The 18,751-nt window shown below is 68.8% G+C and carries 17 protein-coding genes and 3 pseudogenes; 12 read left to right on the top strand and 8 right to left on the bottom strand.

Translation table 11 applies throughout. The features are described 5' to 3' along the window. A pseudogene (locus ALMP_RS37930) lies at window positions 1-404 on the top strand (4-hydroxy-2-oxovalerate aldolase); the annotation flags it as partial. A gap of 104 nt (window positions 405-508) precedes the next feature. Here the strand turns inward: ALMP_RS37930 and ALMP_RS37925 are convergent. Further along, entirely contained in the window at window positions 509-946 is a 438-nt protein-coding gene (locus ALMP_RS37925) for a MarR family winged helix-turn-helix transcriptional regulator (RefSeq protein WP_264936523.1), read from the bottom strand. 514 nt (window positions 947-1,460) lie between these two features. Here ALMP_RS37925 and ALMP_RS37920 point away from each other — a divergent pair. The 9 genes and pseudogenes from ALMP_RS37920 (at window position 1,461) to ALMP_RS37880 (ending at window position 8,811) form a co-directional block, all read left to right on the top strand. Beyond that, window positions 1,461-2,102 (top strand): FMN-dependent NADH-azoreductase, encoded by a 642-nt coding sequence (locus ALMP_RS37920; RefSeq protein ID WP_264936522.1) that lies wholly within the window; start codon window positions 1,461-1,463, stop codon window positions 2,100-2,102. 108 nt (window positions 2,103-2,210) lie between these two features. Continuing rightward, window positions 2,211-2,975, top strand: coding sequence for an IclR family transcriptional regulator (locus ALMP_RS37915; protein WP_264936521.1), 765 nt, complete (start codon window positions 2,211-2,213; stop codon window positions 2,973-2,975). Between the two features lie 128 nt (window positions 2,976-3,103). Further along, complete coding sequence (locus tag ALMP_RS37910) at window positions 3,104-3,358, top strand: hypothetical protein (RefSeq protein WP_264936520.1); 255 nt, start codon at window positions 3,104-3,106, stop codon at window positions 3,356-3,358. Window positions 3,359-3,647: 289 nt separating this feature from the next. Beyond that, window positions 3,648-4,217, top strand: a pseudogene (locus ALMP_RS37905) (FAD-dependent monooxygenase); the annotation flags it as partial. A 58-nt stretch (window positions 4,218-4,275) separates the two neighbouring features. Continuing rightward, complete coding sequence (locus ALMP_RS37900) at window positions 4,276-5,142, top strand: FAD-dependent monooxygenase (RefSeq protein WP_264936519.1); 867 nt, start codon at window positions 4,276-4,278, stop codon at window positions 5,140-5,142. Between the two features lie 37 nt (window positions 5,143-5,179). Beyond that, the gene (locus tag ALMP_RS37895) at window positions 5,180-6,067 is read left to right on the top strand and encodes a VOC family protein (RefSeq protein WP_264936518.1); all 888 of its coding nucleotides are present in this window, start codon (window positions 5,180-5,182) and stop codon (window positions 6,065-6,067) included. Between the two features lie 27 nt (window positions 6,068-6,094). Further along, on the top strand, window positions 6,095-6,961 hold the full coding sequence (locus ALMP_RS37890) for an alpha/beta fold hydrolase (RefSeq protein ID WP_264936517.1): 867 nt from the start codon (window positions 6,095-6,097) through the stop codon (window positions 6,959-6,961). Window positions 6,962-7,274: 313 nt separating this feature from the next. Continuing rightward, window positions 7,275-8,258, top strand: coding sequence for an aldo/keto reductase (locus tag ALMP_RS37885; RefSeq protein WP_264936516.1), 984 nt, complete (start codon window positions 7,275-7,277; stop codon window positions 8,256-8,258). 334 nt (window positions 8,259-8,592) lie between these two features. After that, complete coding sequence (locus ALMP_RS37880; protein WP_264936515.1) at window positions 8,593-8,811, top strand: hypothetical protein; 219 nt, start codon at window positions 8,593-8,595, stop codon at window positions 8,809-8,811. Window positions 8,812-8,961: 150 nt separating this feature from the next. On the opposite strand, the pseudogene ALMP_RS37875 reads toward ALMP_RS37880, so the two are convergent. Continuing rightward, window positions 8,962-9,078, bottom strand: a pseudogene (locus ALMP_RS37875) (restriction endonuclease); the annotation flags it as partial. Window positions 9,079-9,243: 165 nt separating this feature from the next. On the opposite strand from ALMP_RS37875, the gene ALMP_RS44250 reads away from it, so the two are divergent. Together ALMP_RS44250 and ALMP_RS37865 are read left to right on the top strand one after the other, a co-directional pair. Then, on the top strand, window positions 9,244-9,408 hold the full coding sequence (locus ALMP_RS44250) for a hypothetical protein (RefSeq protein WP_309299596.1): 165 nt from the start codon (window positions 9,244-9,246) through the stop codon (window positions 9,406-9,408). After that, window positions 9,396-9,653 (top strand): hypothetical protein, encoded by a 258-nt coding sequence (locus ALMP_RS37865; protein ID WP_264936527.1) that lies wholly within the window; start codon window positions 9,396-9,398, stop codon window positions 9,651-9,653. Before ALMP_RS44250 ends, ALMP_RS37865 begins: the two co-directional genes overlap by 13 nt. A 240-nt stretch (window positions 9,654-9,893) precedes the next feature. On the opposite strand, the gene ALMP_RS37860 is transcribed toward ALMP_RS37865, so the two are convergent. The 6 genes from ALMP_RS37860 to ALMP_RS37835 form a co-directional block, all read right to left on the bottom strand. Further along, on the bottom strand, window positions 9,894-11,384 hold the full coding sequence (locus tag ALMP_RS37860; protein WP_264936514.1) for a glycoside hydrolase family 43 protein: 1,491 nt from the start codon (window positions 11,382-11,384) through the stop codon (window positions 9,894-9,896). A 70-nt stretch (window positions 11,385-11,454) separates the two neighbouring features. Further along, window positions 11,455-12,198 (bottom strand): cupin domain-containing protein, encoded by a 744-nt coding sequence (locus ALMP_RS37855; RefSeq protein ID WP_264936513.1) that lies wholly within the window; start codon window positions 12,196-12,198, stop codon window positions 11,455-11,457. Beyond that, window positions 12,195-13,118, bottom strand: a complete 924-nt coding sequence (locus ALMP_RS37850; protein ID WP_264936512.1) for a PmoA family protein — start codon at window positions 13,116-13,118, stop codon at window positions 12,195-12,197. The genes ALMP_RS37855 and ALMP_RS37850 overlap by 4 nt, the downstream gene beginning before the upstream one ends. Further along, window positions 13,111-14,238 (bottom strand): Gfo/Idh/MocA family protein, encoded by a 1,128-nt coding sequence (locus ALMP_RS37845; protein ID WP_264936511.1) that lies wholly within the window; start codon window positions 14,236-14,238, stop codon window positions 13,111-13,113. Before ALMP_RS37845 ends, ALMP_RS37850 begins: the two co-directional genes overlap by 8 nt. A gap of 277 nt (window positions 14,239-14,515) precedes the next feature. Continuing rightward, on the bottom strand, window positions 14,516-16,222 hold the full coding sequence (locus ALMP_RS37840; protein ID WP_264936510.1) for a substrate-binding domain-containing protein: 1,707 nt from the start codon (window positions 16,220-16,222) through the stop codon (window positions 14,516-14,518). A 152-nt stretch (window positions 16,223-16,374) separates the two neighbouring features. Beyond that, window positions 16,375-18,303: a DUF4978 domain-containing protein gene (locus ALMP_RS37835; protein ID WP_264936509.1), complete on the bottom strand. Its 1,929-nt coding sequence runs from the start codon at window positions 18,301-18,303 to the stop codon at window positions 16,375-16,377. Window positions 18,304-18,751: the final 448 nt, after the last annotated feature.

Here is an 18,751-nt window from a genome sequence, read left to right as displayed (position 1 = left end):
ACACCGTCGTCGCCGTCGAGAGCGGCGCCGTACGCGTCGACGCCTCGCTCGCCGGGCAGGGGGCGGGCGCGGGCAACTGCCCCCTCGAGGCGTTCATCGCGGTCGCCGACCTGATGGGCATCGAACACGGCTGCGACCTGTTCCCGCTGATGGACGCCGCCGACGATCTCGTACGTCCGCTGCAGGACCGCGAGGTACGGGTGGACCGCGAAACGCTCAGCCTCGGCTACGCGGGCGTGTACTCCAGCTTCCTGCGCCACGCCGAGACCGCCGCCGCGCGCTACGGCCTGGACACCCGCAGCATCCTCGTCGAGGCCGGCAGACGGCGCATGGTCGGCGGCCAGGAGGACATGATCACCGACATCGCGCTGGATCTGGCCGCGCAGGCGGAAACCGCCCCCTGACGCGCGGAGCCGAGGGGCCGGGCTGTGGGAGTGCGGTTCCATCGTGAGGGTGTGCGGCCCGGCTCGCCTGGAAGATGCGGGAGGTCGTTAGCCGGAGGCGCACCTCAGTCTTTGGCAGGGCCCCGTTGAGCGGTGAGCGCGACTCGGGTCAGGAGGTCCCGGAACTGGGCCCGCTGTTCTTCGCTCAGCTCCGAGAGCAGCCGTGCTTCAGCGGCCGCGACATCGGCTCGCATGCGCTGCAGCTGCGCTCGACCCTCGTCCAGCAGGACCACGTGGCGAGACCGCCGGTCCTGCGGATTCGGCCGTCGCGCCAGCAGACCCTGCCCCTCCAGGTCGTCGAGAAGGTAGGTCATCACCGTTCGGTCGAGACCGACCTGGCCGGCCAGTTCGAGTTGCGTGGGGGGCTTGTCGCCGGCCTCGGCCAATGCCACGAGCACCAGGTAGGCGCGTGCTCCTCCGGGCAGCGTCTCCGAGGCGTCGGCTGCAGCGCGCCGAAGCGCCCCCGAGATCATGCGAATGGCCCAGACCAGGTCGTTGTCCAAGGAAAGACACTTGGCGCCGTCGTTCGCTCGGCCGCGGGGTTCAGAGGACATCACATCATCATAGCACCTTTCGACGTGGCAACAGATAATATGCCAGACAGAACATCTTGCTGACATGGTGTTCTGGGAAGTGGGGCGCTCCGGCTCCGCGATGACGCGGCGGTCGGCAGGTCGCGGCCCGGCTGTGGCGAAGGGGCGCACCGTGGCCGCCGGTAACGAGTTGGCAGGGTGAAACACCGGCGGTGGCGTCGCTGCTTCACGGCCGTCGAAGTGGCGGATTCCGACCAGGCCTTGACGCCCGGAATGGTGCGCCGACAGGACGGATCGAACGTCCCGGTTCGGGCCCGTTCTGTCTTCGGGAGGCGGCGGCGGGGACTGGGCAGCCGCAGGACCCGCGAACCTCCGGCACCCACATCACGCCCGAGCTGTTACCCAGCTCACTTTTCTTGCGGGCAGATGTTCTGCTGTGCATACTATCTTCATCGCAGCAGAAACCACGTTGGAGGACCGCACCATGAACCTGTTCCGCCTCGACGCGAGCATCCGCACCGAAGGATCGGTGAGCCGCGCCCTCGCCGACACCGCCGAGCAGGCCTGGCTCGCCGAGCACCCCGGCGGCGTCGTGACCCGGCGCGACCTCGGCGTCGAGCCCCTGCCCGGGGACGCCTGGACCGCGCTCGCCCACGAAGTCGTCAACCCGGCCGCACCGGCCCCGGCCGAGGCGCACGAGCTCCTCGACCGCCTCGGCGCCGAACTGCTCGAGGCCGACGCGTTCCTGTTCGCGGTGCCGATGTACAACTGGAACGTCCCGGAGCAGGTCAAGACCTGGATCGACCTGATCCTGAAGCACGACCAGGTGGGCATACACGGTGACCAGCCGCTCAAGGGCAAGCCGGCGCTCCTGACGCTGAGCCGGGGCGGCGGCTACGGGCCCGGCTCCCCCAAGGAGGGCTGGGACTACGCCACGCCCTACCTGCGCAGGATCCTGGCCGACGTCTTCGGCCTCGACCTGCAGATCGCCGAGGCGGAGCTGACCCACGCGTTCTGGAACCCGGAGATGGCGCACCTGCGCGAGCTGGCCGAAAAGTCGATGAAGACCGGGCACGAGGATGCCGCCGAGCACGGGCTGCGGATCGCCAAGCTGATCAGGGCCTGACCGCCCCCAGGGCCTGTCTCGCAGATCACCCGAGGTGCGGGCCCCGCACCGATCTGCGAGACAGGCCCTTGAACGATCGTTCTCAAGGCGTTCGTGAAAGGACTGCACATGGGCAATGGAGCCGCGGTGCGGGAGACGGCCGTTCCGTCGTCGGTCATGCAGAAGGCGTTCGATCTGCTGCAAGTGTTCCATCACGGCCGCGTGTTGACGCTGAGTGAGGTGGCGCGCCGCGCCGGTCTGCCGAAGTCGACGGCCTACCGCGTCCTCGGGATGCTCGTCCAGGTGGGAGCGGTCGAACACGAGGGCACCGGATACCGGATCGCGTTCCGGATGACGGCCATCGGTGCGGCCTCGCCCGAAGGAGCGGTCCGCCACGTCGCGCTTCCGTACCTGCTGGATCTGCACCGGGCCGTCGGGCACACCATCCATCTGTGCGTCCTGCGCGGCCCGGAGGTCGTCTACGTGGAGAAGCTGTACACACCGCGGGCACGGCTGTTCGCCACGGAGGTCGGGATGACTCTGCCCGCTCACTGCACGAGCGTGGGCAAGGCACTGCTGGCCTACACGGACCCGGACCTGGTGGAGGCGACCACCACGGGCCGCCTGCGCGGGCTCACCGCGCGCTCGGTGCGGGATCCGGAACTGCTCCGTCGTGAGCTGCGACGTGTCCGGCAGCGGGGGGTCGCCACCGACGTCGAGGAGGCGGCGCCCGGACGGTCGTGTGTGGCCATGCCGATCGTCCTCGGCGGCGAGGCGGTGGCGGCGGTGTCGATCGGTTTCCCCACCGAACACGGATCGGCGGATGCGTTCGTGCCACCCCTGCGGCGGACGGTGTCGTCGATCGTCAGAGCACTGCCCGGTGTCCTGACGTGACGGGGGCAAGCTGGGCGGCCGACAGCAATCCCTGACGGTGTCTCCGCCGCGCCCGGCCCGGCAGCAAGGCAACCAAGTGCTCGTCGCACGACAGCTGACGAGCCACTTCGAAAGGAATCCCGATGTATATGCCACGCATTCGCTCCAGGGTCGTCACCCTGGTCGTCATAGCGGCGGGCGTCGTCGCGCTCAGCTCTGCGACCGCACTCCCCGCCAACGCGGCAACCAGGTACTGGACGGTCCAGGGGACCGGATCTACGCCGGCCGCGGCCAAGAAGGCCGCCGACAAGAAGTGCACCGATGCCGGGGGGCGCCCAGACCCGTGGGCAGGCTACGCGCAGACGTCCGGTGGCTGGACCGCGATTGAGCAGTGCTCCAAGTAGGGTCGCGGTTGACCTCGATCCGCATCGATGAGAATCGATGAGACACAGAACGGCACTTGACCCGCGAAAGCGCAGGTCAAGTGCCGTTTTGTGCTGTGCGTCAACGGGGACAGGGAAGACCGCGTGCGTGGTGTCGAAGGTGGAAGCCCGGACGTCGATCCAGCCGGTCCAGTGCACGGAAGCGCCCTCTCCGTAGTCGTTGAGGTGGCGTGGAGAGAGTAGGCCGCGGTCCGGCTCGTGACTGAGCGGTTGTGCCGGTTCCCGGAACACGCGCAGGGCCGGCGAAACGATGTGCCGGTTCCCGGAACACGCGCTTCGTCGGTCACGGTCTCGCGCCATAGCGTCTCCAATGCCACCAGCTCAGTCGGCGTCCCGATCGGCGCGCCGCTCGACGAGGAGGAGACGAGTGGCCACCGATGCCTTTCCGTCCCCGGCCCAAGCTCCAGAACGAGCCCCCGTGCTGATCGTGGGCGCCGGGCCCGCGGGCCTCACCACCGCGCTGGCGCTGGGCCGCATGGGCGTGCGGAGCATCGTCCTGACCCGCCACCTGGGGCTCGCGCACACGCCGCGTGCCCACATCACCAACCAGCGCACGCTGGAGATTCTCGCCGACCTCGGTGTCGAGGAGGAGGCGCGGGCTCGGGGCCGGGTGCTGGAAGAGACGCCGTACACCGTGTTTCTCCTGACGATGGAGGGCCCGGAGGTCGCCCGTACGACCGCCTGGGGCGCAGGCCTGAAGGACCAGACCCGGTACCGGCGGGCGAGCCGGCACCTGCCGCTGAATCTCTTCCAGCACGAGCTGGAGCCGGTCCTGGCACGGGCCGCGGTCGCCACGGGCATGGTCGACCTGCGCTACGGCCACGAGTTTCTCGGCCTCACGCAGGACGACGGCGGCGTCGACGCCACGATCGTTCTGCATGGGCGACGCCGTCCACCGGCACCCGCCGGCGAACGCGCTGGGCAGCAACACCTCGATCGCCGACGGCTACAACCTCGCCTGGAAACTGCATCTGGTGCTGACCGGAGTGGCCGACGCCGCGCTGCTCGACACGTACTCCAGCGAACGCGCCCCGGTCGGGCGTCAGGTCGTCGACCGCGCGTTCACCTCCGTGGGCCAGGTCCAGAGCATCGGTGCCACCATCGGGCTCCGGCCGGAGATGACGCAGGCCGAGAAGTGGGCCACGGTCCGTGCGCTCGACGACGCCACGGAGGAAGGAGCCCGCAGGCGCGCCGCGCTCGCCGAGGCGATGCGGCTCATGGACTACAACCTCAACGCCCACGGCGTCGAGCTCGGTTACCGCTACGCCGTCCCAGCGGCACACGACGACACGGGCGATGACCGCGGCACCGTCGACGAGCTGGACTACCGGCCCTCCACGGCGCCGGGGGAGCACCTGCCCCACGCCTGGGTGGAGTTCAACCGCCGCCGTATGTCCACGGTGGACCTGGTCGGGCAGGGCCGGTTCACGCTGATCACCGGCCGGCGCGGCGAGGTGTGGGCGGCGGCCGTGGACCGCGCGTCGGCGCTGTACGGCCTGCCCATCGTCGTCCGTGTGATCGGGTCGGACCGCGCCTACCGGGATCCGCTCGGTGAATGGGCGAGCGTGCGCGGCATCGAGGAAGACGGCTGCCTGCTCGTCCGCCCCGACGGACACATCGCGTGGCGCGCCCGCTCCGGCCCTGATCCGGACGCCCTTCTCGACGCCGTCGCCCGCACGCTCGGGATTCCCGCCCCCCAAGACGGCCGGGCCGCCGGAAAGACCTTCGCCACCGCAGCTCACTGACCATCCCCGACAACCTGAGGACCTGAGGAGAAACCACATGAGCCGCCTCACATCGCTGGGCTATGTCGTGGTCCGCGGTTCACTCGACGAGTGGACCCGCTTCGCCACCAAGACCCTCGGCGCACAACCCGGGCCGTCCGCCGCGGGCGAACTGCGCCTGCGACTCGACGAGTACGCGTACCGCATCCTCATCGAGGACGGCGAGCCCGCGGGCCCCGCGTCCTTGGTGGCACTGGGCTTCACCGTCCCGGACGCGGCCGCGCTCGCCGACCTGGAGACCCACCTCGCATCCCGTGGCGTCACGGTTCGCGAGGACGAGGACCTGCGAGCCCGCCGGGGCGTGGCGGGACTGCGGGTCTTCTCCGACACCGAAGGCAACACGATCGAGGCCGTCCACGGCCTGCCGCTCGCCGACACCCCGTTCACGTCCCCCCTGGGCGTCCGTTTCGTCACCGGTGATCTGGGGGTCGGGCACGCCTTCATGAACAGTTCGGGTGACGCGCGCGAGGCGGCCGAGTTCTACCAGCGTGAGCTGGACTTCAAGCTGAGCGACACGATTTCGATGGCCGAGCTCGGAGTGGAGGGGGACGGCTACTTCCTGCACTGCAACCCCCGGCATCACTCCATCGGCTTCGGCCGCGGCATCGGCCCCACCCCGGGGATGGATCACCTCATGCTCGAAGTCTCCGACCTCACCACCGTCGGCCGCATCATGGACACGATCAACGACGATCCCGACCACATCATCGTCACGCTCGGCGAGCACACGAACGACCACATGACCTCGTTCTACGTGACCACGCCGTCCGGTTTCCAGATCGAGTACGGCTGCAACGGCCTGGTGGTCGACGACGACACCTGGCAGGTCGCCCACTACGAGGAAATCAGCACCTGGGGCCACAAGTACATCCCGGCCGACGCCTGAACCGCCGCCCGAGGCGAAAGGAAAGCCATGCCCGCAACCGAGGCCCTGACCGAATCGGCGACCAGCAAGTACGTGCAGACGGCCAAGTGGAAGCTGCACTACAACGAGGCCGGTGACGGCCACCCGCTGATCCTGCTGCACGGCGGCGGAGCCGGCGCCAGCGGCTGGAGCAACTACTCCCGCAACATCCCCTTCCTTGCGCGCCACCACCGTGTGATCGCCATCGACATGCCCGGCTGGGGCAAGAGCGACACCGCCGTGCCGGGCGACCGCGACCACGTGGAGGCGCTGGAACTGGCCCTGGACGCCCTCGAACTGGACCAGGTCGCCATCGTCGGCAACTCACTGGGCGGAAGGACGGCGCTCCGCTTCACGGCGCACCATCCCGAGCGCGTCAGCCACCTGATCCCGATGGGCGCCCCCGCCCCGGGAGTCAACGTGCTCGGCCCGCCCAACGACAAGACGGACGGAATCCTCCCCCTGGTGCGCGCCTATTTCGACCCATCGCCGGCGAACTTCCAGGCGATGGTCGCGGCGTTCGCGTACGACCCGGCGCTCGCCGAGGACGCCGACCTCGCCCGCGCGCGGTCGGAGGCCGCGCTCGCCCGCCCCGACCACCTGGAGAACATGAGGCTCTCGCTGTCCAGCGGGGATCTCAATGGCCCGCCGCAGCTGTTCCAGGACCTGCCGCCGCTGCTGGCCGAGCTCACCGTGCCCACGCTGATCGTGCAAGGGCGGAACGACCGCGCCGTCCACTTCGAGAACGCGCTGCGGCTGATGGCGATGATTCCGTCCTCCCGGCTGTACCTCATCAACAACTGCGGACACTGGGCGCAGATGGAACACTCCGAGGAGTTCAACCGCGTCGTGCACGAGTTCATCTCGGCACACTGACCCCTCGGAACGGCCGGAATGCACGATCGTGCGGGCCGGCCGTTCCTGCCGGAACGCGCCCGGCTCCACAACCGAGCCTGCCATCCCCGTCACGCCTAGCCGTACGTCGTGGGCTACGTCAACGGCCTGAAGGGGGAAGAGGCGCGGCGCTGGTTGCGCCAGGAACCGAACACCCCTGTTCGGGCTGGCCGGCTTGAGGAACTCATCGACAGTGTCCGCGGCCCGGTCGGCGGTCCCTTCATCCCGGCTACGTCAACGGCCCGCACCCCGACCAGACCTGAACCCGAACCTCCGTACCGAAAGTAGACCTTCCGTGAAAACAAGGAATCTCGGAGAACTCCAAGTCTGCGCCGTCGGACTGGGAACCATGGGCTTCAGCCATGGCTACGGCCCGGCAACGAGTGAACCTGAGGCCGTCGACCTGATCCGCAAGGCGTTCGACCTGGGCTGCACCCTCTTCGACACCGCGGAGGCCTACGCCGACGGTGCCAACGAACGCCTCGTCGGCCGCGCGCTGGCGCCCGTACGCGACCAGGTCGTCATCGCCACCAAGTTTTACCTGGACGGCTCTCACACCCACACCGAGCTGGGCCGGAAGATCCGCGCCCACCTGGAGGCCTCCCTGGCCCGTCTCGGCACCGACCACGTCGAGCTGTACTACCAGCACCGGGTGCCCGACTCGATCCCCGTGGAGGACGTCGCGGCCGTCATGGGCGAACTCATCGCCGAGGGCAAAATCCTCGGCTGGGGCCAGTCCCAGGCCACCGAGGAACAGATCCGCCGCGCCCACGCCATCACTCCGCTGACGGCCGTGCAGAGCGAGTACTCGATCATGGAGCGGATGTGGGAGCGTGACGTCATCCCCGCCTGCGAGGAACTCGGCATCGGATTCGTCCCCTTCAGCCCCCTCGCCAGCGGCTTCCTCTCCGGCATGGTCTCGGCCGACGACACCTACACCGGGGACGACGCCCGCCGGGTCATCACCCGCTTCCATAAGGACAACGTCCGCGCCAACCAGCCCCTCGTGGACCTCCTCACCAGCTTCGCGGACCAGAAGGGAGCCACTCCGGCACAGATCTCGCTGGCCTGGATGCTGCACAAGAAGGACTTCATCGTGCCCATCCCCGGCTCCCGCAAGCTCCACCGCATCCAGGAGAACTTGGACGCCGCCGAACTCGACCTCACCGACGAAGAGTTCACCCGGATCGAGAACGAGCTGGCGAAGATCGAGATCCACGGCAACCGGACCGACGAGGACGTCATGAGCCTCAAAAAGCTCCTCGAGACTGATCAATGAGCAGTGTGCATCGTGAAGTTGCAGGTCACGGTTATGGTGTGCGCGGGGTTCCGGATGCTGGGGCTGGTCGCGGGCGGATGACTCCGGTGAAGATCGTCGGTCATCCTCGGCGTACGGGATGTGGCGTAGGAGGTCCAGCGGGCGGACTCCTCAGATCTGCCCTGCCTCGCGTATCCCGATGAGACGTCAACATCCCTTTGCCAGCTGTGTGTTGACGCATTGATCTTGTGAAATGCACAATTCGTGCGTTCCTGCACCCGGCCGCCCGAGCGGCTCCGAGGCCGGGCCGCATCGTGACGACACGTCTCACCCCAGTTCCAGGAGGAAACCCCCCATGCGCATTCCTGCTGTCCCTCGCGGACGCACGTATCTGGCCGGCCTGCTGCTGACAGGCGCGGTGCTGGCGGCGGCAGCCGGCGGCACGGCCGCCGCCTCCACCGCGGTGCCGACGAAGGCCTCCGCCGTGAAGAGCTCGGGCCCCAGCGGCATCTACCACGTCCCGATCCAGACCGGCGGCGGCCAGATCATTCACCCCCGGGGCTCGGCCGCCTAGGAAGAGCACTCACGCAGCAGACCTCCCTCGGTCAGGTGGCACAGGAACTCGCCCACCGCGACGGCCACCGGACCGAGGTGCCCGCTCCTCACACAGACGACCGCACCCCGGAAGACACCGTCTCACCCGACGGACGACGTTTCGCCGCTCCAGATCCCGCCGGTCGACCAGGTGCAGGCGCTGCTGCCGGGCGAAGTCGCGGGCGGGCCCGGAGATCCTTCCGTTGGTCACCATCACGACGACGTCGCCGCCGTGCACCGGCCGGCCGGCCGTCGGCTGAGGCGGTTTTCGGGTTCCGCTGCGTTCGTCGCGTGCCGCTTCGACGATCCGTGACCGGGGCGGTACGCGGTGGGATCGCGGGAGGGTGCAGGGTATGGAGACCTGGAGCGGATCATCGCTCGCCGGAGCGAACTGGGCGCGCTCGCTGAGGGGTTGGCCAAGCAGCTGCAGGAGGTCCAGGCCGAGCGGGACCGGGCCGAAGCGGAGACAGCCGTGGTCGCCTCACCGGTGCCCGCCCGGGTGGCGGGAAGGGCGGTCCTGCTGATCCCGCACCGCGCGAGGTCCCTGACGAGGCTGCGCTCACCATGCCGTACCTGATCGTCGGCACCGACCGGGTCGGCGTGGTCCCCGAAAGCGCTATTCGCCTGTTTCCCGCCGACAACGGCATAGTCGCAGTGGAGCTTCCCTTTTGCCGAGGGCAATTGGTGGAGTCCTTGTGGTGGCATCCTCTGCATGAACACGACCCCGCGCACACTTGGCTGCGCAGGACCGCGGCCGAGGCTGGTCGACTGGTCACCGCGAGCACGGGGCAGACCGCGTCCTCCGGCACGCCACGCACCTGATCAAGTCCGGGAGACCGACCTCGCGACGGTATCGATCCTGTCCATGTCCGGCATCGGCGATTTCGTGTTCCCAAGCCCCATGCTCTTGGGGAGAGTTGGTCGAGTTCAGGAACGGCTGGGGCTTGTCACCCCCCAGTGGTGCGCAGCATGTTGCAGGCGCTACGGGCTCCGGATGCCAGGCCGGTCAGCGCCTCGCGAGGCAGAGCGTGGGGACAGGAGTGAGTCCGTCACGGGACGGTGTCACACGCGCTGTTCGGCGAACCGGGCCCGGCGGACAAGGACCTCCCGGGATTCGGTCCACAGACCGACCAAGCGCCCCGTGAACCCGCCCGCCACTTCGGTGGAGAGATAGCGTCCGTCCAGGCGGGCGAGGACATCGGTGCCGGTTCCGTCACCGATGCCCAGTTCGATGTCGTCCGGTCCGTTCCAGGTCGGCTCCGTGGATCGGATGCGGAGGCTGACAGGGGAGCCGGGCAGCGGGCCGGAGCCGAGCGTCGTCTGGATCTGTCCGATGCGTGCGACGGCCGTGACTTCGCCGTCGGCGACGCGCAGTCCGTACCAATGAGCACCATCGAGCCGCAGCGCGAAGGTGAACGCACCCTCCCCTGGATCGACGAGGAAGTCGGCCTCCCAGTAGTCTCCGCCGACGCGGGTGAACAGGCCCGAGGGCTCGCCGGTCTCGCTCGGTGCGTGACGCACGACCACCCCTTCCGGCACGCTGTGGACGAACCGGTCGGGACGCTCCCCTGGCGAGACCCACCTGAGATGCAGTCCGGGCGAGGAGAAGTCGTCCTCGAAGTCCCGCTGCCCGGTGGGGACGCCTGCGCTCGCCGGCTTGAAGTGTGGCCAGTCCTCCACCCAGGAGACGTCGGCGAGGAACGTCTCACGCCCGTTGACGTGGAAGCGCGGACTGCGGCCTCGCGGCCGTGTGCCGAGATACACCGCTGCCCACGTCCCGTCGGGGCGCTCCACCAGATCGGCATGACCGGCGTTCTGGACGGGATGAGCCGTGCTGCGGTGGCTGAAGACCGGATTGTGCGGGGCTGCCTCGAACGGCCCGCGAGGACTGCGTGAGCGTGCGACCGACACCACGTGGCCCCGGTCGGTGCCGCCTTCGGCGATGACCAGGTACCACCAGCCGCCGCGCCGGTACAGGTGCGGCCCCTCGGAATGGGCCAGGCCGGTGCCGTGCCAGATCCACCGCGGCTGCTCGAGGAGCACGCCCCGCTCCAGATCGACCGCGACCTGCCTGATGCCGATCTCGGTCTCGGACCACGAGCAGTAGGTGACCAGGCACGTTCCCTTGTCGTCCCAGACCAGGTCCGGGTCGATGCCGTCGAGTTCGGTCAGGCACACCGGCGCCGACCACGGCCCGGTCGGGTCGGTCGCGTGGTAGACCTGATGACCACCGCGAGCATCGTCGATGTTCGTGGTGATCAGCCAGAACCGTCCCCCGTGATGGCGCAGCGTCGGAGCGTAGATGCCGCGACTCGACGGCGACCGGCCCGCTGGGAACTGGTCGTCCCTCGTCAGGGCGTTGCCGATCTGACGCCAGGACACCAGGTCCCGGGAATGCCAGATCGGGACGCCGGGGCTGTACTCGAACGACGAATTCGCCAGGAAGTAGTCCTCGCCGACCCGGCACACCGATGGATCGGGATACATCCCTGACAAGACCGGGGCGGTGGCCGCGTCGGCGCTCCTACCGCCTTCCGGCAGCATCGAACTCATGCGAAACACTTTCCTTGGTTCGAACCCGGGCTGATCGGCACCTGTTCGGACGTGTTCGGGTGGTGGTGCGTCACTGAGGCTCGGCCGCTGTGCCGGCCCGGCGGGCCGGGTCGTAGGCGCGTAGGAAACCGCACATGCCCAGGGTCTGCCGGGGCGGTTGGGCGATACGTGAGACGGTCGCCTTGTAAAGGTGGTTGAAGTCGCCGTTGCGCAGTGAATCGATCTGCCGCAGTGCCGCCTGTGCGGCGGCCAGCGCACCGTCGTCGACCGTCTTCTCCCAGGCGTCCAGGCGTGGCTGGACGAGTCGCACGGCTGCCGCGCAGAAGTCCTCGTAGGCCGAGCGGTTGCCGCGCCGCCACTGGTGCGTCAGCTCCTTGAACCCCTCGATGGCCAGGTCCCTGCGTGCCTGGGCGCGCTCGGGGTCGGGGGTCCCGTCGGCGTCGAGGAGCGAGGCCGCGTCCGGGTAGGTGTCGGGGGAGAGGTACTCGGGCGGGAAGGTCATGACTGCGTCGCCCGCCTCAGGAAGGCCGCTGTTCTGCATGACGACGATCACGCGCAGGTCTTCGTCGTTGATGGCGCGGTGGATCGTGCCAGGGGTGAACCAGACCGTGTCTCCGGGGTGCAGCTCGGTCGTCGTGTGGCCCTTGTAGTTGAGGGTCTCCAGCCGGCCGTGGCCGCTGACGACGACGTAGCACTCCGAGCAGACGAGGTGCATGTGGGGCGAGCCGCCGTGTTCGTCGTCCGCCGTGGGCCAGGGGTACACCTCGAGCTGGCTCAGTCCCACGGCTCCGGGGAAGTCGGGGAGGGCGGTCACGGCGCGAACCTCTGGGCGATCGGTTCGAGTTCACAGCGGTCCACCATGCGGTCGATGAACACGAAGCGGTGGCTCAGGGACAGGGTCTCACCGGGCTCGACCTTGATCTCGGTGTCGAAGGCGGGCGACGGGTTGAGGCAGGCGAAGGCACTGCTGCGGGCGAACCACTTCAGCGGGACGGCGGCCGTGGTGGTGCCGGCGTAGGCGAGGACCGTGGCACCGCCGTCGATCTCGTCGTGCTCGCCGGTGATGGCCGCCCAGGCGCCCCGGGTGCCCATAACGGCGTCGCCCTCGTGGCCTCCGTCGGCGATGACGTCCGCGCCGGTCCAGGCCCGGGGCCCGCGCCAGAACAGTCCCGTGTAGCCGGCGTTGGGGCGGCCGTGCGTGGTGGGGCTGCCCATCTCCAGAGGCTCGTGGTGGACGTTGGTCAGGGCGGTGGTGAAGTCCAGCGCCCAGACGCCGTCGTCGGTGTCGGCGCTGTGGAAGCGGAGGGTGCGGGTCTCGTCGATCCACACCTCGTCGCTGGAGGCGACCCAGTCCAGGGCCTGGACGACCGACACCTCGCTGCCGCCGGCGTCCTGCGGTTCGAAGGCGCGGTGCACCTGCCGGCCGTGGTTCTCACGCCAGACGTAGCCGTGGCCGGGTGCGCCCTGTTGGAAGGTGGGGCCGCCCCAGAAGTTGTCGCCGGACAGGTGGGACCAGGTCATCTGCAGGCCCTTGTGCCAGCGGTGGTCCCAGGGCCGGTAGACGCCCACGGGTGCGCCGGAGAGGGTTCTCAGTGGATAGAGGTAGGGCTTGGGGGACTCTTCGAGGGGGGTGTCCGGCCGGTAGACGTACGTGCCGAGGTCCGTGCCCGCGGCCGAGACCACGAACTGGGTTCCGGCGGCGTCGTGGTCGATGCGGAAGGGGGTCTCAGACACCGGTTCTCTCCTTGGCTGCGTGGTCCGGGGCGGCGCCGGGGCGACCGCTCATGGAGTGGTAGAAGGGGTTGGCCGCGGTGACCATGTCCGGGGTGACGGGGCCTCCGGTTCTCGCCGACTCGTAGAGGGCGGCGATGAAGGCCAGGACGCGGCGGCCGTCGTCGCCACTGGCCTCGGGGCGTTCTCCGGTGCGCAGCGACCCCAGCAGCACGCGCAGCTGGGCGGCGTGCGAACTGGCCTCGTCGTCGAGCGGTGCCCCGAGCTCGGCAGCCGTGGCGCCGGCCCGGTGGGGTGCGGGGGTCCACGTCCAGTGGGAGTTGTCGTAGCCGTAGAGGTGGGACAGCTCGACGGTGGCCTCGGGGAAGTCGAAGCGCAGGTAGCTGGTCTCGCGGGGGGAGAGGAGGCTGTTGACCATGGACACCATGGCGCCACTGGCGAAGCGGACCATCGCCATGGAGACGTCCTCGGTCTCCACGTCGCGGGCCAACGTGCCCATGGCGGCGCGGACTTCGGTCCATTCGCCCATCAGGGACAGCATGAGGTCCATCTGGTGGATGCCGTGGCCCATGGTGGGGCCGCCGCCTTCGGTTTCCCACTTGCCGCGCCAGGGGACGTCGAAGTAGGCGTCGTCCCGGTACCACAGGGTGTGGCAGACGCCGACCAGCGGAGCGCCGAGGCTGCCGGTGCGGATGTGCTCACGCAGGGCTCGGGCGGCGGAGCCGAACCGGTGCTGGAAGACGTAGGAGACGTAGGGGCCGCCCTCGCGCTCGTGGGCGGCGACGGCGTCGTACTCGGCCACCGAGAGGGTGGGGGGTTTCTCGCACCACACCGACGCGCCGGCGTCCAGGCAGGCGGTGATGGCCTCGCCGTGGGCGATCGGGGGCGTGCAGACGATGACCAGGTCCGGGTGCTGCTCCCGGAGCATCCGGTCGAGGCTGTCGTAGGCGGCGGGGATGTTCCAGCGGGCGGCGAAGGCCTCGGCGCGCTGTTGGTCGACATCGACGACCGCGATGACGGTGGCCTCGCCGCTCTGGGCCTGGACGGCGGGCATGTGGCAGCCGTCGGCGATGTTTCCGGCGCCGACGATCGCCACCCTCACGGGTTGGCTGTAGTCAGTCATGTGGCTCTTTCGTTGAAGCTCGGGCGGTGCCGTGGGCACGACACGGGGTCGTGGAACCGCTGACGAAGAGGGTCGGTTCGACCTGCCCAGCCCAGGGCGTGCACGCGCAGTCGTGTGGTCGAGGGGAACGGTGTCGATCAGATGAACCCTGCGCTCGCCGATGTGACGCGGCGGCAGCCTGAACGTAGTGAACGGTCACCTTTGAGGTCAAGAGTTGCGAGGTGATCGTTCACATTCAACTGCGAGAGCCACGCCCGCAGAAGGTCCGAGGGTGGCTCTACAGGGCCTGGCGAGGGGCCGGGCCGCTCGACCCTCGCGGAATGACGCGGAACAGATCGGCGACGTCGGCCACCGGCCCGGGCTCGCCGCGCAGGAGGGCGAGCAGCGACAGCATCGCCTGGCGGCCGACCTCTTCCTTGTGGGTGTGCACCGTCGAGATGGTCGGCGAGAAGTACCGGGTGAACTCCTCGTCGTCCCAGCCGAAGACGCTGATGTCCTCGGGGACCCGCGTACCGCGGTCCTGGAAGCCGCGGATCACGCCCATGGCGACATAGTCGTTGGCGGCCAGTACGGCCGTCACACCGGAAGCGGCGGGCAGGTCCCGAGCGGCCTCGTATCCGGAGCGCATCGACCAGTCCCCGTCGACGACGCCGTAGGACTCGAGGCCCAATCGCTCGATCGCCTCCAGGTAGACCGCCCGCCGGTTGCGCGCCGAGGCCCACTCCGGCGAGCCGGCGACGTGGAGGAACCGGCGGTGCCCCTGCTCGGCGAGGTGACGCAGGATTTCTTCGGCGGGCCTCCCGTCGGCCAGCCGTCCCCGGGCGTGCAGATCGTCGTCGTACTCGCCCAGCACCACGACGGGCCGCTGCCCGGCGCCCGGCCCGCCGGTCAGATCTCCCAGCGGCACCAGCGACAGCACGCCGTCGGCCTGCCGGGTGTCCAGCAGGGACAGCACGCTCTGCGCACGACGCGACTGACCACCCTGAAGACCGATGACGTCCGTCAGGTAGCCGGCCTCGTGCGCGGCGGCCGAAGCGCCCCTCAACAGGGGGATCGGAACGAAGCCGCTCAGTTCGGGCAGCACGATGGTGATCCGGTGGGACCGCTGCGTGCGCATGGACCGCGCCATGAGGTTGGGCCGGTAGTCCAGCTCGGCGACGGCCCGCTCGATCCGCGCTCGCGTCGTCGGCTTCATGCCGCTGTCGTTCTTCAGGAACCGGGACACGGTCTGGTGCGACACGCCGGCCCGCTCGGCGACCTCCCAGATGGTCGCCCGCTTCTTCTCCGAGCCGGCCCTCTCCGCGGCGGCCCGCCCGGCCTTTCGTACGCGCAGGGGACGTCCCGCCCGCTCGCACAGAGACTCCAGGAGCTCCGCACCGGACGCCTCCGAGGGCAGGCCGTAGGCACCGGCGAAGGCCCCGACCGCCGCCGCCAGGCCGTCGACATCCACCAGGCCGCGGGAAGCGGCTTCGGCGACGACCGCGCCGACGCGGGCGGCGTCGGCACGTGCGTGCAGCAGGTCGACGACGGTCCGCGGCACGGTGGTGACGGGCAGGCCGTCGATGACGGTGATGTCGTCGGCCTCCGTACGCGCGCAGTGCAGCACGACGTTCTCGTCGCGGGTGGAACGGCGTGTGGGAACGGTCAGCTCCACGCGACCGGCCTGCCGGTCGCCCAGTCCGTGCACCGCACACGCGGAGGTGTGTGACACGACGCCTGCGCCGGGGCCCTCGGCGGCGCGGTCCCGCGCCGGCGTCCTGGGATCCAGCCGCAGCCACGCGACCTTGATGCTCAGGTGCTCCGGCGGGGGAGAGGCCACCATGCGGTACACCCCATGACCGACGCTCTCCAGCGCCCCGGACCGTTCCAGCCGCAGGAGCTGCACCCCCTGCAAGCCGTCCAGCTTCGCCTGGGCGGTGGTCACCAGACCCCACTGACCGGCGGCCCTCGCCTCCAGCGCCTTCAACACGTCGGCCTGACTCATTCAGCAATGATTACACAGGTGCCGCGGTCAAAGATTTCAGTACATCAGTGCAAGGGAGGCGCGGAAACGGCGGGAGGGCGTACAGCGTCCTTGTGCCGGGCAAGGAGCGGTACGCCCTCCTGATCGGGCGGGCCGCGGCGCGGGGGCGCGGTCTACTTCGGTTGGAATTCCCAGACCGTGTTCGCGTCCTGCGTTCCCGTGTTCCACTTCGCCTGATCCGCGGAGTTCCCGTACAGGTAGCCCCTTCCCGCGGGGGTGTTCTTGACGCGGAGCCCGCCTGCCGGGACCCCTTCCAGGTCCCAGAGCGAGGTGTTCGAGACGGTGCCGGAATTCCAGACGACGCTGTTGTTGGTGGAGGCGGATTCCAGATAGTAGCGCCCCGTCCGCACGTTCTTGATCGTCCAGGATCCGGAGACATCCTTGGCGACGATCCAGTCCTGGTCGTCGTAGGTGGTCGCGGACGCGAGGATGACCGCACCCTCCGCATCGGTGTCGAGGTACTTGCTCGAGGACGTGTTCCTGAGCTTGTAGGTCGCGCCGCTGACGAGGTAGGCGACCCGCACGCATTCGCCGGCCGCCAGGGCGATGACGGTGTCCCCGGACACTGTGCTGTACGTCTTGGTGCCGGACTTGACCCAGTTGTCGTTCGCGTCGTACTGGCCGACCTCGACGGACCGTACGACGCCGATGGTTCCCGGCAGTGTGAACGTGGCCTGGGTCGTGGTGGTGAAAGCGAACTCGGCCGCACCGCGCCTGACGCCGAATGCCTGCGCACCGCTCGATGTCGTAAACGTGACGTTGACGCCGCCCAGGGTCTTGGTGGTGGTGGTGCTGGCGGTCGCGCTCCGGTTGAACGTCTGCAGGTTGGTGCCGCCGCGTTCCACCGGAAGCTTGCTGGCGAGGTCCCGGTGGATCTTGTTCAGCACGTGGTTGAGGCGGGCGACCTTGTCCGAGACCGCCTTGCGGGTGACGACCTTGGTGGTGGGGTTGAAGTCGTACAGGCCGTAGTTGCTGCTGCCCGTGCTGGAGTCCGGGTCCAGGGAGGCGTACAGATTGTGTGCGGTGTTGCCGGCGATGGCGTTGAACTTCTCGACGTCCGCCGCCGGGGTTCCTCCGAAGTTCTCCATGATCATGGGGAAGTTCTTCCCCTGGGCCCAGACGGCGTCCGTTCCGTAGTTGTAGAGCGTGTCGAGGCCCGTGGTGTACGGGTCCTTCCCGAAGAAGTCGATGGTCGCCGTCCCCTGGGCCCTGCGGGCCTCGTTCTCGGCGACCGGCACCGTGTCCCCGCTGCCGGCGATGTTGACCCGGGTGTACACCGAGTAGTCCGACTGCTTGATCACCTGTCCCAGCTGGGTCAGGTAGTCCAGCAGCACGTCCTTGCGGAACTTCGTCGCGTCGGTGTACCCGCCGCTGTTCCAGCGGTTGGTGCTGTAGGTGCTGTAGCTCCGGTCGAGGGACGAGCCGCCCTGCTGCTTCGCCACGTTCGGTTCGTTCAGCACCTGGATGCCGACGACGGTGTGAGCGGTGTCGGCGGACGCGAGGTGGGCCATGAGCCGGCCGAGTACGTACTTCTCCCTGGCGAGCAGGTTCGGGTCGGTCTTGTCCAGGAGTGGGTTGCCGTTCAGGGTCAGCTTGGTGCCGTCGGGCCTCACCACGCACTGGTAGTCGTTCAGCACGTAGGCCGGCATCCGGGGCGCCAGGGAGGCACCGGTCGAATCGTGGCCGAACCACAACAGTTCCAGCTTGAGGCCGTACTCCCCGCACCAGGCCAGGTACCGGTCGATGTCGGTCCAGTCGAAAACGTCCTTCGAGGTCTCGACCTTCGACCACCAGATCGGGATGTTCACCACGTTGAACCCGTCGTCGCGGATCATGCCGAGCACCGGCTTCAGTTGGGTGTCCGTCCAGCCGAACGTGTACTTGTGCTTCTCGTACCGGAACTGGACCCCACTGTGGAAGAAGGGCTTTCCGTCGACCATCAGGGCGATCTTGTCGTACGTGGACCTCGATGTGTCGACGTAGGACACCACGGTGCCGGCCGCGGCGGCCCGCGGGAGACCTCCGACGAGGTTCAGTGCCATGCTTCCGAAAGCCGCCGCCCCGCTGGTGGCGAGGAATCTGCGGCGCGACCAAGAGCCGGGGTTCGACTTCATTGCGCTACCTCCGTGTGAGGTGATCTTGGGCCGGATAGTGAACGATCACGATTAGGGGTTCGACGGCGCCCGTCAGGGATCTTCGAGGCAGGGGTGTCGAGCGCAGCGCAATCCAGCCGACAGGCGGCACTGAGCCCTGGCTGTCAGAGGCTGACCGAAGCCGACGATGGCGGACATGAGACTGGCTGAAACGCTTGTGTGTCAATGGTGTGAACGGGGAGAGTCACGTGGTAGCCCGGAACGGGTAGGCTCCGGTCGTGCCGGTGGGGCCCTGCGAAGTGAACGATCACCCGCAGACGTCTTGACCGCTTAGGTGAACGATCACTAAGTTGCCCCTGCTGTTCTCGGACATCTCATCTTTCCCGGCACTTCGTGG

Origin of the sequence: Streptomyces sp. A012304 (assembly GCF_026008495.1) — a bacterium.
GTDB lineage: Bacteria > Actinomycetota > Actinomycetes > Streptomycetales > Streptomycetaceae > Streptomyces.
The sequence above is the reverse complement of the archived record's forward strand: the minus strand, read 5'-3'. Positions and strand labels throughout refer to the sequence as shown.

Excerpts from the sequence above, each read along its gene's own strand:
- ALMP_RS37840 (WP_264936510.1), bottom strand. The coding sequence starts at position 16,222 with ATGAGTCAGGCCGACGTGTTGAAGGCGCTGGAGGCGAGGGCCGCCGGT.
- ALMP_RS37860 (WP_264936514.1), bottom strand. The coding sequence starts at position 11,384 with ATGAGTTCGATGCTGCCGGAAGGCGGTAGGAGCGCCGACGCGGCCACC.
- ALMP_RS37835 (WP_264936509.1), bottom strand. The coding sequence starts at position 18,303 with ATGGCACTGAACCTCGTCGGAGGTCTCCCGCGGGCCGCCGCGGCCGGC.
- ALMP_RS37865 (WP_264936527.1), top strand. The coding sequence starts at position 9,396 with ATGCCGTACCTGATCGTCGGCACCGACCGGGTCGGCGTGGTCCCCGAA.
- ALMP_RS37895 (WP_264936518.1), top strand. The coding sequence starts at position 5,180 with ATGAGCCGCCTCACATCGCTGGGCTATGTCGTGGTCCGCGGTTCACTC.
- ALMP_RS37845 (WP_264936511.1), bottom strand. The coding sequence starts at position 14,238 with ATGACTGACTACAGCCAACCCGTGAGGGTGGCGATCGTCGGCGCCGGA.
- ALMP_RS37890 (WP_264936517.1), top strand. The coding sequence starts at position 6,095 with ATGCCCGCAACCGAGGCCCTGACCGAATCGGCGACCAGCAAGTACGTG.
- ALMP_RS37910 (WP_264936520.1), top strand. The coding sequence starts at position 3,104 with ATGCCACGCATTCGCTCCAGGGTCGTCACCCTGGTCGTCATAGCGGCG.
- ALMP_RS37900 (WP_264936519.1), top strand. The coding sequence starts at position 4,276 with ATGGGCGACGCCGTCCACCGGCACCCGCCGGCGAACGCGCTGGGCAGC.
- ALMP_RS37880 (WP_264936515.1), top strand. The coding sequence starts at position 8,593 with ATGCGCATTCCTGCTGTCCCTCGCGGACGCACGTATCTGGCCGGCCTG.
- ALMP_RS37920 (WP_264936522.1), top strand. The coding sequence starts at position 1,461 with ATGAACCTGTTCCGCCTCGACGCGAGCATCCGCACCGAAGGATCGGTG.
- ALMP_RS37915 (WP_264936521.1), top strand. The coding sequence starts at position 2,211 with ATGGGCAATGGAGCCGCGGTGCGGGAGACGGCCGTTCCGTCGTCGGTC.